This window comes from Methyloversatilis sp., assembly GCF_030698125.1.
Taxonomy (GTDB): Bacteria; Pseudomonadota; Gammaproteobacteria; order Burkholderiales; family Rhodocyclaceae; genus Methyloversatilis.
In genome coordinates this window covers 215,992-231,329 of sequence record NZ_JAUYNV010000004.1, presented here as the reverse complement: position 1 = coordinate 231,329, position 15,338 = coordinate 215,992, and the positions used below count along the sequence as shown (strand labels likewise).

Sequence of the window (15,338 nt, the reverse complement as noted above, 5' to 3'; positions counted from 1 at the left end):
TCACGAGTGCGTTCCCCGGGTATCAAGTGTCATCGGAGCACCGACAGGCAATCCACCCGACAGCTCATCGATCAAGGCCATGATGCGGTCGGCCGAGCAGCCGTCCAGCAGCCCCCACTCCGCCGAACACGCCGTTTGCGCGAGGCGCGCGCGTTCATAAATCGCGGGTTCTTCGGTCACTTCCTGGAGCACGCTTTGAAAATCATGGAATCTGCGCACGGTCGAGATGCCCCCGGCCGGCTCGAAATCGGTGTAGCCGTAGTCATAGCAGTCATAGTTGATCGCCGGAATACCACATGCAGCCGCCCAGCGCAGGGTTGAAGAGACGCAGGCGACGAAAAGATCGCACACCGGCACCAATTCGAGTGTATCGATGTCGGTGACGCGCTCGTGTAGCTGGTAGAGGCTCAATATGGCGGCGAGTTTGGCCGGGTCGGTTACCGGATGTGGCCGGATGACAACTTCGAAATCAGTCATTCGTGCCACCACACTGAGCGCTCGCGCCCAAGCCCAGCAAAGCTGGTCGTAGCTGTTGAATTCAAGCGGAATGTGGCGTGACTGGAACTGGTCTGTTGGCCAGGCACAGAGAAGGATTCGCTTGGCCGGATTCAGCCTGAGCAACCGACAAAGTTTGCGCTTTAGCTCATCCCGCTGCCCCCGAGCGTTAGACAGCGAATCATCGCAAGCTGTGCCGGTCAGGCGTAGCTGTTGCGGCGGAAAACGCATATGCCGGTAGTAGCGCTCCATCTCCGGACTTTCCACCGCGATGCAGGTCACCTTGCTGTTGTTCGGCAGCCAAGGGTGCTCCGGCGCCAGACCGGCGGCCTCAATCGCAATAATGGAACGGCCGGGCAACCTGAGAAGCGCCTTGCCCCCGTAGTAATTCACCCAGTTTGGGAAAAGCAAGGCGGCCAGCCGGTTCGAAAGACTGCTGCTAACCTCGTAATCCGTCTTGTCCGATAGGCTTTCGACCATTTCTTTGGTCGTACCCACCGCAAATGGAATGATCAGCGTCGGCACGCCCTTCGTATTGCACAGCCTGGTGAGCAGTGCATTCACTGACCCGGGAAATTCCTGGCCGAATACGACGAGATCTGGAGTCAGCAGATCGAACAGCGTCCGCGCGTAAAGAAAAGGCCTGGTACGTCGCAACTCGCCGCGCGTCCCAATTCTCGCGCCGACGCGCCGTATTATTTTAACGGGTAGCGACACTAAGTGCAGCGCGAAAATCATCGCGAGCGCTGCGATGCGGATCGGCAATGGTCGGAGCGGCGGGGGCGAAGCAAGAATCGAGTTGGGCATGTAGCCGCCCTCGAGGCGTGCCTCTCTTTCCTTCATGACTTCGGTGCCGGCGGATGCCTGCAGTTTCTTACCGGGAAAGAACTCCCTGAAGCCATTGAGTTGGCAGAACGCACGGTCACGCCGCAGATTCAAGTAACCCGGTTGAGCGAAAAGAAAATTAACTTGGTATCCACGAGCCTTCGCAATCAGGGCAACGCGACGCAGTTCGATGAATTCACCCGCCTCATTTACGACGAAAAGCAGCGATTTCATACGACGCTCAGGAAGTTCTCGATGATTTTTAGCCCGGCGGGACCACTCTTTTCCGGGTGGAATTGACAACCATACACATTGTTCTTGCGGACGGCCGCCGAGATGCGGCAATTCCCGTACCAGGTATCGGCCAGCCTGTGCGCATCGTCGGCCGGAACGGCCGTATAGGAATGTACGAAGTAGGCCTCACACGCCTCCGGCAGGCCAGCCAGGATGCTGCCGTCCCACGAATTTCCGAAAAGAGGATTATGTAGCGGACTCCAGCCGACGTGCGGAACCTTCAGGATCGCGCCTGTCGCCGTCTGTCCGGAAACCGGCGCGACAAGGCCCGGGATGATGCCCAGCCCTTCGTGATCGCCAAATTCCTCGCTGCCCGACAGCAGCATCTGCATGCCAAGGCAGATTCCAAGCAACGGCCGTCCGCTTGCTGCGAACTTTCGCAGCGGTTCGATGAGCGCCCGCTCGCGCAGTCCTTGCATACCGATCGCGAATGCTCCGACTCCCGGCAGGATGAGGCGCGATGCTTCACCCAACACGCACGGGTCGTCAGACAGCAGGACATCGACACCGAAGTGCTCGACCGCCCTTGCCACGCTGAATATATTTCCCAGCCCGTAGTCGACGATGGTTACTCGTTCTGACATCGCTTCTGTCGCCTCCCAGCGCTCAATATCCGTCAGTGAAAGCAGATCCGCGGATCAGTGGTATCTCTTGCAGGATACGCACGCCCCGCAATGCCGACGGCGGCCGCCTCAACCGCGAAGTGTTCAGCCTCGTGCATCACCACGGAGGGCGCCGGCGCACGCAGCGCAGTAAGCTGAATGGACTCCCGCCTCGACACCGATGCGTAGGCGTCGCGCTTCGTCATTGCGGTCTCACGGGTCAAATGGTTCGTACCGATATTCCGGCCCCGGCAGCACCCGCACGAATGGTCGAAAAACCAATCCGGTCATAATGCAGCACGTCGGCTATTGCAACTGCATCAGCTTTTCCGCGGCCACAGACGTCGATGAGATGGTCAAGCGACCCCATGCCACCACTGGCGATCACCGGAACCGGGCAAACCTCCACCACCGCGCTCACCAGATCGACATCGAAGCCTTTTCGAGTACCTTCCTGATCGACCGACGTTAGCAGGATCTCACCTGCACCCAGTTCGACGCCACGCTGCGCCCAAGCGACGACATCCAACCCCGTGCGCTCCCGACCATTGTCGGTGAAAACTTCCCAACGCCCCGGCGCGATGCGCTTGGCTTCGATCGACAGCACCATGCACTGGGAGCCGAACGCGCGCGACACTTCTCCTATCAGCTCCGGACGCGCCACCGCAGCGGTGTTGATGGCAATTTTGTCTGCGCCCGCCCGGAGCAGTTCGCGCACGTCGTCGACCGAGCGCACTCCTCCGCCAACGGTTAGCGGGATAAACACATCCTGCGCGGTACGACTGACTATGTCGCGCAAGCTGTTGCGGCCGTAAAGGCTGGCCACGGTATCCATGTAGATCAGTTCGTCGGCGCCCTGTTCGTAGTAGCGCCGTGCGAAAACCTGCGGATCACCGACGACGCGCAGGCCCTCAAGGTGGATGCCCTTGATGAGATTCGGCCCCTTGATGTCAAGGCGCGGAATGAGTCTTACGCCGGCCATCCTTCAGGCACCCTCATGCCAGACTTGGCTGCGCAGCTTCCACTCCCCCTGATCGAACGTCCAGAGATGCGGCGAACGGAAAGTGTCCGCAAGGTGCATGAAATACTCGTAGTCAATGATGGGCTGTTCGAACATTTTCGAAGCCTGTGGAAACTCGTTCGCCGGAAGACTGAGGTAGCGGAATATTTCGTTGGCGAAACGTTCCGGGAACTCACCGTCGAAGCGCTTGGCAAGGGCCACGCCCTCGCTGCGGTTGATGTCACCCGAACGAATTTCCTGTGCGGCATCGTATGTCGCGCGACCGATGCCGAACTTGACAAAGGTGGTGTAGTAATGGAAATCGTCGATACGGTCGTCGATGCTGTTGTACTTGCTGTAAGTACCCGGTGTCCGTTCCGGTGACGCCTGGAATCCTCCGTGCTCGACTGCATAGTAATAACAGCTCTGCGGATGCCATTTCAGGTAGTAGCCGAGGTAATGAACCTCTACGTTACTCTCCTCGATCTGTGCCGGATTCGCCGGCAGGTAGGGCTGCAGTTCGTGCTCGTCGACGCCGAAGTGATCTTTCAGGTCCGCCAGTGAAGTACCGCCCAAGTAAATCTGCGACTTGTCGGCTGCCGTGAAATAGGACCAGTCGCGCTTGGCCGACTGCGTGTCGGCGATGGGATTGCCGTATTCGGCCTCGTTCTCACCGTAGAACACCAGCGGAATCTTGTGTAGCAGCGCCATCTTGGGAGCCAGTGCCTTCTGACCAAACATGAAGGGCTGAAATGGGTGGAAAAGGTTCTCCACTGCCAGACGGGTTATCAACCGATGGATTTTGCCGTTCGGCGTGCACAGGAAATTGTCGAAACCAGCATGCAGCCAGCTCTGGAAATTACGCCAACCCCAGTCGGTGTAAATGTGGGGCGCCCAGGTGACCGTCAATGGATGCATGCCGTACTTGTACTTCAGCATGTGCGCTGCGTAGAAACTGTCCTTGCCGCCCGAGCCCGGCACCACGCAGTCGTAGGAGCCGTCGGTACTGCGGTGACGGTCGCACAACTCGCGCAACTGCCGCTCGCGATCGTCCCAGTCGATCCTGTTCTGCTTTTGCTCGGCCATCCGGCAGGCATCACAGATACCTTGCTCGTCAAAGTGGATGGTCGTTTTCTTGGTGCCTTTGGTATGCACATACTCGACGGCTGAATTCGGCCGCTGGTTCGAAATGATGCACTTTCGGCAGAATACGACGTCATGTGGGAGGCCGTAAAGGGTGTCGTGCTGACCGGCGTCCCGCTTGAAGGGCTCGATGTCAAATTCGCGGCGCTTAGGGTAGCGGAACATGCTTGATGTCTCCCAGTAAGTATTTTAAGTGCATAAAATCGCTTTCGGTATCGATATCGAGCGATCGCTCGAGCGGCATTTCGTAGCCGATGGTGCCCGACGCGACAAACCGGCGTTCCTGTCGCAACCAGTCGGCTCTGGCGACATAGACAGCGCCGTTCAGCGCATGAACTTCAGGCAGATCCTGCCGTCGTGTGATAGCGGCCTCAGGGAACAGGGGCAGCAGACGGTGGTCGTCGCTGAGTTGGAACATCCAGTACGGTGACTGCTGCACCGCACAGACCGAAACGCACGAAAACGCTTCGCGCGCGACACAGAGACGGATTGCTCCATCGATGTCCGCAGCCGTACGCAGCGGCGAGGTGGGCTGAAGTAGCACCACCCACGTCGGGTCTCCGCAGCGGTCGAGCACATCGACCACCACATCGATCGCCGGCGTGTCGTCGCCGGCAAGTGCCAGATCGCGGACGAAAGGTACTTCGCAGCCATGCGCCCGTGCCACATTGATGATTTTTTCATCATCTGACGACAGCACGACGCGATCAATCAGGGACGAAGCGCTGGCTGCCTCGATGGTCCATGCGATGAGCGGCTTGCCGCCGGCTCGACGAATGTTCTTGCCGGGTACGCCTTTCGAGCCGCCACGCGCCGGAATGATTGCAAGCACAGTAGCGCCGTCGATCACCCGGCAGCTCCGCCGTGAGGCCATTCGCTCTGCGCACGTTCCAGTTCTTCGAGGCGTCCGACGTCGAGCCAGTACTCACGCAACGGATAGGCTGATGTCCGCCGGCCACTGTCCAGCAGCTTCTCGAATAAGGTCGGCATATCGAAAAAAGTATTGCCAGCGACATGCGACAGCGCTTCCGGCGACAGTGTGTAGATTCCGGCGTTGACGAAGAAGCGATGCACCGGCTTTTCGTCGATGGACACGATATCGGCGCCGTCCATGCGCACGACTCCGTACGGCACCTGAAAATCGTACTCGCGCACCGCCATGGTTGCCGCCGCATCACGCTCTTCATGAAAGCGCAGCATGTGATCGAACCGAACACGCGTCAGCAGATCGCCGTTCATCACGACAATCGGATCGTTCGGCTGCTCCGGCAGCAACGACAAGGCGCCGGCCGTGCCGAGGCGCTTGTCCTCATGAAGATAATGAATTTCCACGCCATGACGACTGCCGTTGCCGAAATAGTCACTGATGGCATCGGCGAGATAATTCACCGACAGGAAAATCTTGCGGAAGCCCTGTTCGGCAAAGCTTTCGAGAATGCTCTCGAGTATCGGCTTGCCGCCGACCTGCAGCATGGGCTTGGGACAGCTTTCGGTAAGCGGCCGCAGGCGGGTGCCCAGTCCGCCTGCCATCAGCACTACCCAATTCGGAAGCTCCGCAACGCCCGTCAGCGTATCCAGGGTGGCGAGGTCAACGACCTGTTTTTCGTGATTGACCATGGGTACGTGGTGCAGCACCTTACGACGCATCAGCGCGAGCAATTCCGCGTGCGACGCGTGTTCAGGGGCAGTGATCGGGCAGCGGTTCATCACCTCCGATACCGGTGCCGACAGATCGCAACCCCGCAGGATGGCCCGGCGTACGTCGCCATCACTAAGCGTACCGACCAGGCGACCTGCTTCGTCCAGCGCGAGCGCCAGTTGCAAGCCTGAGCCGTCGATGCACGCAATGGCGTCGCGCAGTGACGTGTCCGGCTTTATGACGATCTTTTTCCAGTGCTTCATGAGTGACGATCGTGCCTGATGGTTGCCGGAACTCCTTTGAGCAGCGCACCCGCTGTCACGTCTCGCGTGACCACGGTGCCAGCACCGACAATGGCGCCTTCGCCAATGCTCACTCCAGGCAGCACGACTGCGCCGGCTCCGATGAACACATGGGCGCCGAGCGTAACCTCACCGCAGATCGTCGCGCCCGGACCGACGAACACGTGGGAGCCAATGATGCAGTCGTGATCAACGCTCACACGCGTGTTGATCAAAGTGTTCTCACCGATGCAAATACGACACTGCAACGTTGCACCAGCCATCACTTGACTGCCTTCCGACAAAAAAGCACCTCGCCCGATGACTGCCGAGGGGTGCACCACTTGAGCGAATTGAAAACCACGCTGCTTCCAGTCGTTGTACAGTCGGTAGCGAAACAGCGCGCCTGGCACGACGCCAGCGCCATTGACGAGCGACACCGACGATGGCTCTATTTCAGCGACCCACGTGTCATCACCGAGCACGGGCACATCGAACACCGTGCTGCCGACGGTTAGGCCCGGATCGGCGATGCCGCGCACCAACCGGCCAGCACTCAGCAAGGCATCAAGCAAGACACTGCCGTGTCCTCCCGCAGCAAGGATCACCAGGGGCCGATCAGTCATCCAGCACCTCATCCGCTGCGTAGTCACGCAAAGCGGGCCTGCCTGAAAGGTGCCAGAAATCAAAAGGCGACAGGCCACTGCCCGGACGCTTGCAGGCAAGTTCAAGCGCCTCGCCCGCAGCCAGCGCCCGGGCGGCAACCAGACTTTTGCGAGCGATGGCACGATTTTTTGACTCGCTAGCAGTCGGGCGCTTTACGCCGTCACCGAACACCAGTTCGATGTCGCGAATCGCTGCCACCATGGCTTTGAGTTCGCTGGGCTCAAGCGATGCCTGATGATCGGGTCCGGGCAGTGTACGGTCAAGCGTAAAGTGCTTTTCAATGATCGCGGCTCCCCGTGCCGCTGCTGCAATCGCGACATGAATGCCCGGGGTATGGTCCGAATAGCCGACTGTCAGCCCGAAAGCACTCGCCATCGTATCCATCGCGCGTAGATTCACCTCGCCGAAAGGCGCCGGATACTCGGTTGTGCAGTGCAAGAGCGCAACCTGATGGCGCAACGCGTGCTGACCGACGTCGGACGCAAACGCCGCCGCGAAGACATCGCGCCCCGGCGTCACGTCAGCAGGACACGTGATACCGAAGGCGAGCACACCGAGCGCAGCTTCGATATCGGCCAGCGTGCTCATGCCGGTCGACATGATAATTCGCTTCGCGGCGCGCCCCACATCAAGCAGAAAAGGCGCATTCGTGATGTCACCGGACGACAGTTTGACCGTTGAGATCCCAAATTTTCGAGTAAGCAGGTGCAGGCTGGGAGTGTCAAACGGCGTAGAAAGGAACTCCACGCCGCACGACATGGCGTGTGCTATCAGCGCCTCGTGGCTGGCTTCATCAAGTTCAAGTTTGCGGATCATGTCGAACTGGCTTTCGTCAGGATCCGTCGTATGCTTCTGGTAAGCCGCCTTCGGCGCGTGACGCGCGACCAGATGAGCGGTACGGAAGGTCTGGAATTTGACCGCATCGGCACCAGCGTCCGCAGCGGCATCGATGAGGCGCTTTGCCTTTTCCATGCAGCCATTGTGATTGACACCGGCCTCGGCAATGACGAACGTTTTCATGTCAGCTCTCATGCTGGAGGTCGAAAAAAGACTTCTGCACGGGCGGTAGTGGCTGCTTCAACTGCGCAACGATGGCTTCACTCGCGCCGCCGCAACCGTAAAGCGGGCGCACTTGGTCGAGTCCAGCGCGGAAGTCGCTCGATAGTGCGCGACGGATAGCCTCGACGATGTCTTTGCAGCGCTCGTCCGCATCGATTACAGAGGCGGCCTTGAGCCGCCCTTTTTGCCGATCGCCGATATTGACCGTTGCCCTGCGGAGTGCCGGCGCTTCGATTAAACCGCTGGATGAGTTGCCAATGACCACGTCCGCTTCGCGCATCAGGCCGAGATAACGAGGCTGGCCGAGCGACACGTACGCACGTGCTCGTGCTGGGTGTTCTGCAACGTACCGGTCGATGCAGCCGATCAACGCTCGCCCACCGGTATCCGCATTTGGATAGGTGAACACGACTGTAGCCTGTGGAAACGACTGCAGCGCACGCAACAGTTCAGTCATCGCTATTTCGGGGAGAACATTCCCCAGCGTTGCCGGATGATAGGTCACGAGAAAAAGTGGCCCCTTCAGTGTCATATCGAGCGACTGTTCAAGCTCGGCGCGCGACATCACGTCCGTCCGGCGCAAGTGATCAAGGCCCGGCGCACCGACATTGAAAACCCGTTCCGGCGCTTCACCGAGTTGAATCACGCGCTTGCGGTAAGGCTCGGCTGCTACAAAATGTAGATGCGACATTTTGGTTATTGCGTGTCGGATGCTCTCGTCGTACGCACCCTCCGACGTCTCTCCGCCGTGGATGTGCGCGACCGGGATGCGCGCTAGCATTGCCGACTGCGCTGCAGCAAGGATTTCGAATCGATCACCGAGGACCACGACGACATCCGGCGATAGCGTAGCAAATGCGTCCGCGAAACCGATCACGCCCAACCCGAGAGATTTCGTGATGGCGACCTCGTCGTCCGCCGACAGCAGCATGTCGACGCGAACATCAATGGTGAAACCATCCGCTTCGATCTGCCGATAAGTCAAGCCGAATTCGGGTGACAGATGCATGCCGGTCGCGACCACCTGTAGCTGCAACGTCGCATCTGCAGCGATTTCCTTCATCAGCCAGTACATCAGGCCGTATTCGGCGCGCGAGCCGGTGACAATGCATATCCGACGACGGGTCTTCATGCGTCTGGCCCGGCCAGCCTAGCGCTGCTCGGCACATTGATCAGACTGGCTTCAAGCGCTTCCGAGACCGGCAGTTCAGCACGCGGGCAACTGGAATACATGGGCAAGCGATGCAGCAGCGTCCACGCAGGGCGACACTGAAACCCGGCATCGTTCGAGGCTGCTAGCAGGGCATCTCGAGCATTGATGTCCGGTCTTTCCAGACGAATGGCGTTCAACCAGTAATTGCTGCACGCACCGTCCGGTTCACCGACAAACCGAATACCGCTTGCAAGGCTGAACGCCTCCCGGTAGCGTTCGGCGAGGAGCCGCTTGCGCCGCAACAAGTCTGGCAGGCGCTCAAGCTGTGCGCAACCGAGGGCAGCATTCAGATTCGGCAAGCGATAATTGAATGCAATCTCATCGTGGAAGAACTCCCAACGGTGTGGCTTTTTGGCTGTGGTTGTCAGATGTTTTGCATGACTCGCCAGAACAGGATCGTCGGTCAGGATGGCTCCGCCTCCGCCGGTCGTGATGATCTTGTTTCCGTTGAAGCTCATTGCACCTAGCAAGCCAAAGGTTCCGGTGTGGCGCCCGTGTAAGGTGCTTCCGAGCGACTCGGCCGCATCCTCGACGATCGGCAAACCGAACCGCGCGGCAACGTCCATCAGCTCAGGCATATCCACCGGGTGCCCGAAGGTATGCATCGGCACGATCGCAGCGATGCGACGCCCAGTACGCACATTTCGCAACTGCCCAGATGAACGCTCTGTCGTCGCCTCAAGATGTTCTTGCAAGGCAACTGGATCCATACCCAACGTGTCCATGCAGCTATCGACGAAATGCGGTACCGCTCCGCAATGGGAGACCGCATTGGCGGTCGCGACAAAGGACAGCGCTGGCACGATGACTTCATCCCCCGGCATCACACGGGCAAGCAGCAGACCGACATGCTGCGCGGCCGTGCCATTTACGACCGCCACGGCAAAGCGTGCGCCGGTCAGTGCAGCAAGGCTCGTTTCAAACTGGTCAACATACTTCCCTACCGACGAGACCCAAGCAGTATCAATGCATTCCTTAACGTATGTCCATTCATTACCGTGAAATTCGGGCTCATGCAGTGAAATCATCGTGTCAGCCTTGCCTAGGACACGATTGAGTCCAGACAGAAAACCCTCCAACGTACTATTCCTGGCTTTCATTTCAGATGTTGTACCTATCTGCCTTGTAGGCAGCCAGGTTGGCAGGATTCACAAACCAATCGGCAGTTTCAGCTAAACCACGTCGGAAACCGTCCAGACCTCCGTATGAGGGCGACCAGCCGAGCAATTCCCTCGCCTTCGAATTATCGGCCCAGAGCCGCTCCACTTCTGATTTCATCGGACGCAGCCTTTCGTCGTCACATACAATCCGAATCTCATGCCCCATCACGTCGGAAATCAGGCGCGCCGTATCGCCCACCGATATCTCGAAGTTGCTGCCGAAATTAATCACTTCTCCGACGGCTCGATGGCTCTCGAGCGCGGCGATGAAACCAGCAACCGTATCGCGGACGAAATTGAAGTCCCGCGTCGGAGAAACAGCACCTAGCCGTATTTCGCGCTGACCACTCGCAATCTGCGTAATGATGGTTGGGATGACTGCACGGGCAGATTGACGCGGCCCATAAGTATTGAACGGCCGCGCGATCACAACGGGCAGATCGAAGGCTGCAAAGAATGAATACGCTAGCTGATCGGCACCTATTTTCGATGCCGAGTACGGCGACTGCCCCTGCAGCGGATGGGCTTCGGTAATCGGCACGAACCGCGCAGTTCCGTAAACCTCACTTGTTGAAGTGTGTATTACCCGCTGAACGCCCGCGTCGCGGGCGGCTTGCAACACATTCAGCGTACCTTTTACATTGGTGTCGATGTAGGTATCAGGCGAATGATACGAGTATGGAATAGCAATTAACGCGGCCAGGTGCAGCACCGCATCGCAGTCCCTCATTGCTGTTCGCACGCCATTCGGGTCACGAACGTCGCCGCAAAAAACGTCAAGCTTGCCGCGTACATCCGGCGCCAACTGGTCAAGCCAACCCCACGAATTGAACGAGTTGTAGAGCACGAACGCACGGACATCGTACCCCTTGGCAATCAGCGCTTCGACGAGATGGGATCCGATGAATCCATCAGCACCGGTTACAAGAACTTTCACGATCGCTCCATATGCTCCCGCCGGTCAATGCTGACGTCCGGAGGCGGAATTCAGAATGACCGACTGCCGCGCTTCAGCCTCGGCGCGCGAGGCATAGGCGTTAACCACGATGTGGACTTGAGGGAGAAGATTTCAGTCAGTCTAAGGCTCGACCAATACCAACAGCATACACGTGCGCTTTTGATCACACCTGTGAACGGGAGGCAGTAGCGGAACATCGGTGTTGTAATTTGGTGGAGAGGAGGAGGATCGAACTCCCGACCTTCGCATTGCGAACGCGACGCTCTCCCAGCTGAGCTACCCCCCCAACGAGCGCGCAGTATAGTGCGCCGCAGGCGGCTTGTGAAGGAACGTGCGACGCAGAAACCGGTCGCACTGCTGCACGGAATAATGTGACGGAGCAAACGATGGAATCGGACGAAACACGCGGGCAGGAACGCCGGCTTTTCATGCGCAACGGCATCGCGCTGCTGGCGGCGGGCTCGGTACCGGCCCTGCTGTCAGGCTGCGCGACGGCCGGGCTGTATTCGAAGGTTGGCGATCACGATGCATCGACGATCGCAACGGGCGATGAATGGGCTTACGACGAGCTCAACGGTTACAACCGCGAGCGCCAGGCGCAGATTCGCTACATTGCCGAGGCAGGGGCTTCGCCGGTGCTGCGGCTTGAAGTCGAGGGCAAGCCGCTGAGCGGCCTGCGCCACGATCAGCGCGAGGAATACGATGCGCCATGGGTCGTCACGCGCGATTCGGTGTACGACTACGACAACCTGTACAACCCGCCGCTGCCGCTGCTGCCCGCGCTGCTCGAGCCGGGCGCACGCGAAAGCTGGCAGTCGATGGTGGTGCATGACCCGAAGTCGCGCGCCAGGCGCTGGCATGTGCAGATCGACGCCCTGCGCACCGAGTCGGTCACGGTGCCGGCAGGCACGTTCGAGGCGCTGAACGTGCGCCGGCTGATCAAGTTCGAGCACCCGGATTTCTTCCGCAGCCACTCGGAGCGGGTCGAAAACCTGTGGTACGCGCCGGAGGTGAAACGCTGGGTGAAGCGCGAATGGCGCGGGCAGTACCTGCAGAAGATGCGCGCCCGCATGCCCTACTTTCGCGAAGACTGGATCGTCTGGGAACTGACGTCGTTCAGAGTGGCGTGATGCCCGCCCCGGCCAGCGCGCGCTTGAGCCGGTCGTTCACCGCCGACCAGGGGCCGGCCTCCGGCGTCTCCTCGATCACGATCATCGCACCACCGCTGGCATCGGCTTCGCGCAAGGCGGCGTAAAGGCCGCGCGCGTAGCCCGCCGGATCAGCCGGCAGCATGCTCCAGTGGTGCGGACAATCTGCCAGCGGCGGCTGAGAGTGGGCGATCACTGCACAGCGGCGCCCGCTGTGGCGAAAGGCGTTCAGGAAATCGCGCAGGCGTTCGCCGGCCACTTTCTTCATCGGCGTGCGTGGCGCGTAATGCGCCGCCAGCGTGCCTGATGCGCGCGGTGCGCCCTGCCCGGCCGTGTCCGCAAGCGGGCGACCGATCACCGCTTCGATCTGTGCGGCCGATATCGCCCCCGGACGCAGGATGCGCGGCGCCTCTCCCGACAGATCGAGAATGGTCGATTCGATGCCGATTTCGCAGGCGCCACCGTCCAGCACGGTGATCGCGTCGCCGAATTCATCGCGGACATGCGCGGCGGTGGTCGGGCTGATGCGGCCGTAGCGATTCGCCGACGGCGCAGCCACGCCGCTTCCGAACGCACGCAACAACTGCAGCGCGACGGGATGCGCCGGAACCCTCAGACCGACCGTGTCCTGCCCGCCGGTGACTTCGTCAGGTACATCGGCGTCGCGTTTCAGGATCAGCGTCAGCGGCCCGGGCCAGAACGCATTAGCCAGCGTGATCGCTTCGCGCGGGATGTCGCGCGCCCAGTCGACCAGCTGGGCGGTGTCCGGCAGGTGGACAATAAGCGGATGATCAGCCGGCCGGCCCTTCGCTGCGAATATCCGGCGCACGGCATCGGGGTTGAGCGCGTCGGCACCCAGGCCATAAACCGTTTCGGTCGGAAAGGCGACCAGTTCGCCGGCACGCAGCCGCTGCGCTGCCACATCAATTTCTGTGCTGCCGGCGGTCACGATGCTCAGTCTTCGATGCCAAGCGCCTGGCGGGCATTCATCGCCAGATCGATGACCGGCTCGCCATGCTCACCCAGCACCGTGAAGTGCCCCATCTTGCGGCCATGGCGCGCGTGGTGCTTGCGATACAGATGCAGCTTCAACCCGGGGACGCGCAGCAGGCGCGACCATTCGGGCTCGTGCGCATGGTGCGCATCACGCTCGTACCACAGGTCGCCCAGCAGATTCACCATCACCGCGCGCGAATGCTGTCGCGCGTCGCCCAGTGGCAGGCCGCACAGGATGCGCACCTGCTGCTCGAACTGGCTGGTGACGCACGCATCGATCGTGTAGTGACCGCTGTTGTGCGGTCGCGGCGCCATTTCATTGACCAGAAGACGGCCTTCCGAAATGAAGAATTCGACGCCGAGCACGCCGACGTAACCCAGTTCGGCGGCGATGCCGGCCGCCATTTCAGTTGCTTCGGCGGCCAGCGCACCACTGATGCGTGCCGGCGCGATGCTCACATCAAGGATGCCGTTGCGATGGCTGTTCTCTGCGATCGGGAAAGGCTCGACGCGGCCGGCCGCATCGCGCGCCAGCACGCACGACACTTCCATGTCAAGCGTCAGCATCTTTTCCAGGACGCAGGCTTCGCCGCGGAAGCTTTCGAACGCAGCCTTGGCTTCCGCCACGTTGGCGACCCGCGCCTGGCCCTTGCCGTCATAACCGAAGCGCGCCACCTTCAGCACCGCCGGGAACAGCGCTGGGTCAACGGACTCGATCTGCACGGCGCTGGTGACCGTGGCGAACGGTCCGACCGCGAACCCGCGGTCGGACAGGAAGGTTTTTTCGGCGATGCGATTCTGCGCCACGGCAACGCATTCGGCGTTCGGGCGGGTCGGGATGAACTTGGCGAGATGGTCAAGCGTGTCGGCCGGCACGTTCTCGAATTCGGTGGTCACCGCCGCACAGCCTTGCGCCAGTCGCTCCAGCGCATCCGCATCGTCGTAGGCGGCACACAGGTGTTCATCGGCCGCCCGTCCGGCCGGACTGTTGCGGTCGGGGTCGAGCACGACCACGCGATAACCCATTTCATGGGCGGCCAGCACGAAAAAGCGGCCGAGCTGACCGCCTCCCAGCATGCCCAGTGTCGCGGGAGGAAGAATCATGTGTTGCGACTCCGATGAAAGCGCTTCGGACGTGCATCGCCTGTATGCGGCGATGCATTACCCGAAGAGGAATGAAATTCAATGAACAAAAGAACCTGCACAGACAGAACCCGCCCGACACCTGCAACACGACTCGCCGATGACGGCCGGCGGCATCGAAGCTCGTTGTCAGCCATCCAGTTTCATGTCGAGCACGGTCTGGGTCTGCCGCGCGCGGAAGGCATCAAGCGCACGGGCGAGCGCTGCATCTTCGCCCGCCAGCAAAGCAATCGCAATCAGCGCCGCATTGGCCGCGCCCGCTTCGCCGATGGCGAAGGTCGCGACCGGCACACCCTTGGGCATCTGTACGATGGACAGCAGCGAATCCATGCCGTTGAGTGCCTTCGACTGCACCGGCACACCCAGCACCGGCACAGTGGTCTTCGCCGCCAGCATGCCCGGCAGATGCGCCGCGCCGCCGGCCCCGGCGATGATGGCGCGCAGACCGCGCGCGCGCGCTTCTTCGGCATACGTAAACAGCAGGTCCGGCGTGCGATGCGCCGACACGACGCGTGCTTCGAAAGGCACGCCAAACTGCTCGAGCAGCGCTGTTGCGGCGCGCAGTGTGTCCCAGTCGGAATTCGACCCCATCACCACGCCAACCCGGGGCGCTCGCGCTGCTTCAGAAGCACTCATCGTCAAGGTCCTCCGGCAGCCCGCGCCGCCCGGAAAAAGGTGCGAACTTTACACCTGTACGGCAATAAATGAAAAAGCGA

The 15,338-nt window shown here is 60.4% G+C and carries 16 protein-coding genes and 1 tRNA gene; 1 reads left to right on the top strand and 16 read right to left on the bottom strand.

Annotated features, from left to right (window positions below):
* From Q8Q80_RS01705 to Q8Q80_RS01645, 13 genes are all read right to left on the bottom strand, one after another.
* Entirely contained in the window at positions 1 to 1,554 is a 1,554-nt protein-coding gene (locus tag Q8Q80_RS01705) for a hypothetical protein (protein ID WP_305631271.1), read from the bottom strand.
* A complete protein-coding gene (hisH, locus tag Q8Q80_RS01700) occupies positions 1,551 to 2,198 on the bottom strand; it encodes an imidazole glycerol phosphate synthase subunit HisH (protein ID WP_305631270.1) in 648 nt (215 codons plus the stop codon). The genes Q8Q80_RS01705 and hisH overlap by 4 nt, the downstream gene beginning before the upstream one ends.
* A gap of 32 nt (positions 2,199 to 2,230) precedes the next feature.
* Positions 2,231 to 2,422: a hypothetical protein gene (locus tag Q8Q80_RS01695; protein ID WP_305631269.1), complete on the bottom strand. Its 192-nt coding sequence runs from the start codon at positions 2,420 to 2,422 to the stop codon at positions 2,231 to 2,233.
* 14 nt (positions 2,423 to 2,436) lie between these two features.
* Positions 2,437 to 3,198: an imidazole glycerol phosphate synthase subunit HisF gene (hisF, locus tag Q8Q80_RS01690; RefSeq protein ID WP_305631268.1), complete on the bottom strand. Its 762-nt coding sequence runs from the start codon at positions 3,196 to 3,198 to the stop codon at positions 2,437 to 2,439.
* A 3-nt stretch (positions 3,199 to 3,201) separates the two neighbouring features.
* Positions 3,202 to 4,524 carry an N-acetyl sugar amidotransferase gene (locus Q8Q80_RS01685; RefSeq protein WP_305631267.1) on the bottom strand — a complete coding sequence of 441 codons (1,323 nt, stop codon included), beginning with the start codon at positions 4,522 to 4,524 and terminating at the stop codon, positions 3,202 to 3,204.
* The gene (locus Q8Q80_RS01680) at positions 4,508 to 5,209 is read right to left on the bottom strand and encodes a cytidylyltransferase domain-containing protein (RefSeq protein WP_305631266.1); all 702 of its coding nucleotides are present in this window, start codon (positions 5,207 to 5,209) and stop codon (positions 4,508 to 4,510) included. The genes Q8Q80_RS01685 and Q8Q80_RS01680 overlap by 17 nt, the downstream gene beginning before the upstream one ends.
* The gene (locus tag Q8Q80_RS01675) at positions 5,206 to 6,261 is read right to left on the bottom strand and encodes a nucleotidyltransferase family protein (protein ID WP_305631265.1); all 1,056 of its coding nucleotides are present in this window, start codon (positions 6,259 to 6,261) and stop codon (positions 5,206 to 5,208) included. Before Q8Q80_RS01675 ends, Q8Q80_RS01680 begins: the two co-directional genes overlap by 4 nt.
* Entirely contained in the window at positions 6,258 to 6,905 is a 648-nt protein-coding gene (locus Q8Q80_RS01670) for an acetyltransferase (protein WP_305631264.1), read from the bottom strand. Before Q8Q80_RS01670 ends, Q8Q80_RS01675 begins: the two co-directional genes overlap by 4 nt.
* Positions 6,898 to 7,965 carry an N-acetylneuraminate synthase gene (gene neuB, locus Q8Q80_RS01665; RefSeq protein ID WP_305631263.1) on the bottom strand — a complete coding sequence of 356 codons (1,068 nt, stop codon included), beginning with the start codon at positions 7,963 to 7,965 and terminating at the stop codon, positions 6,898 to 6,900. Before neuB ends, Q8Q80_RS01670 begins: the two co-directional genes overlap by 8 nt.
* A gap of 1 nt (position 7,966) precedes the next feature.
* Positions 7,967 to 9,136 carry a UDP-N-acetylglucosamine 2-epimerase gene (gene neuC, locus Q8Q80_RS01660; protein WP_305631262.1) on the bottom strand — a complete coding sequence of 390 codons (1,170 nt, stop codon included), beginning with the start codon at positions 9,134 to 9,136 and terminating at the stop codon, positions 7,967 to 7,969.
* The gene (locus tag Q8Q80_RS01655) at positions 9,133 to 10,245 is read right to left on the bottom strand and encodes a LegC family aminotransferase (RefSeq protein ID WP_305631261.1); all 1,113 of its coding nucleotides are present in this window, start codon (positions 10,243 to 10,245) and stop codon (positions 9,133 to 9,135) included. The genes neuC and Q8Q80_RS01655 overlap by 4 nt, the downstream gene beginning before the upstream one ends.
* 73 nt (positions 10,246 to 10,318) lie before the next feature.
* Positions 10,319 to 11,314, bottom strand: a complete 996-nt coding sequence (locus Q8Q80_RS01650; protein WP_305631260.1) for an NAD-dependent 4,6-dehydratase LegB — start codon at positions 11,312 to 11,314, stop codon at positions 10,319 to 10,321.
* 231 nt (positions 11,315 to 11,545) lie between these two features.
* Positions 11,546 to 11,621 (bottom strand) — tRNA-Ala (locus Q8Q80_RS01645).
* 100 nt (positions 11,622 to 11,721) lie between these two features.
* Here Q8Q80_RS01645 and Q8Q80_RS01640 point away from each other — a divergent pair.
* The gene (locus Q8Q80_RS01640) at positions 11,722 to 12,465 is read left to right on the top strand and encodes a DUF3108 domain-containing protein (protein ID WP_305631259.1); all 744 of its coding nucleotides are present in this window, start codon (positions 11,722 to 11,724) and stop codon (positions 12,463 to 12,465) included.
* On the opposite strand, the gene Q8Q80_RS01635 is transcribed toward Q8Q80_RS01640, so the two are convergent.
* From Q8Q80_RS01635 to purE, 3 genes are all read right to left on the bottom strand, one after another.
* Positions 12,452 to 13,432 (bottom strand): L-threonylcarbamoyladenylate synthase, encoded by a 981-nt coding sequence (locus Q8Q80_RS01635; RefSeq protein WP_305631258.1) that lies wholly within the window; start codon positions 13,430 to 13,432, stop codon positions 12,452 to 12,454. The two genes, Q8Q80_RS01640 and Q8Q80_RS01635, sit on opposite strands and share 14 nt — an antisense overlap.
* Before the next feature lie 5 nt (positions 13,433 to 13,437).
* Positions 13,438 to 14,583, bottom strand: coding sequence for a 5-(carboxyamino)imidazole ribonucleotide synthase (locus Q8Q80_RS01630; RefSeq protein WP_305631257.1), 1,146 nt, complete (start codon positions 14,581 to 14,583; stop codon positions 13,438 to 13,440).
* A 168-nt stretch (positions 14,584 to 14,751) separates the two neighbouring features.
* Positions 14,752 to 15,258, bottom strand: coding sequence for a 5-(carboxyamino)imidazole ribonucleotide mutase (purE, locus tag Q8Q80_RS01625; RefSeq protein WP_305631256.1), 507 nt, complete (start codon positions 15,256 to 15,258; stop codon positions 14,752 to 14,754).
* Positions 15,259 to 15,338 lie beyond the last annotated feature (80 nt).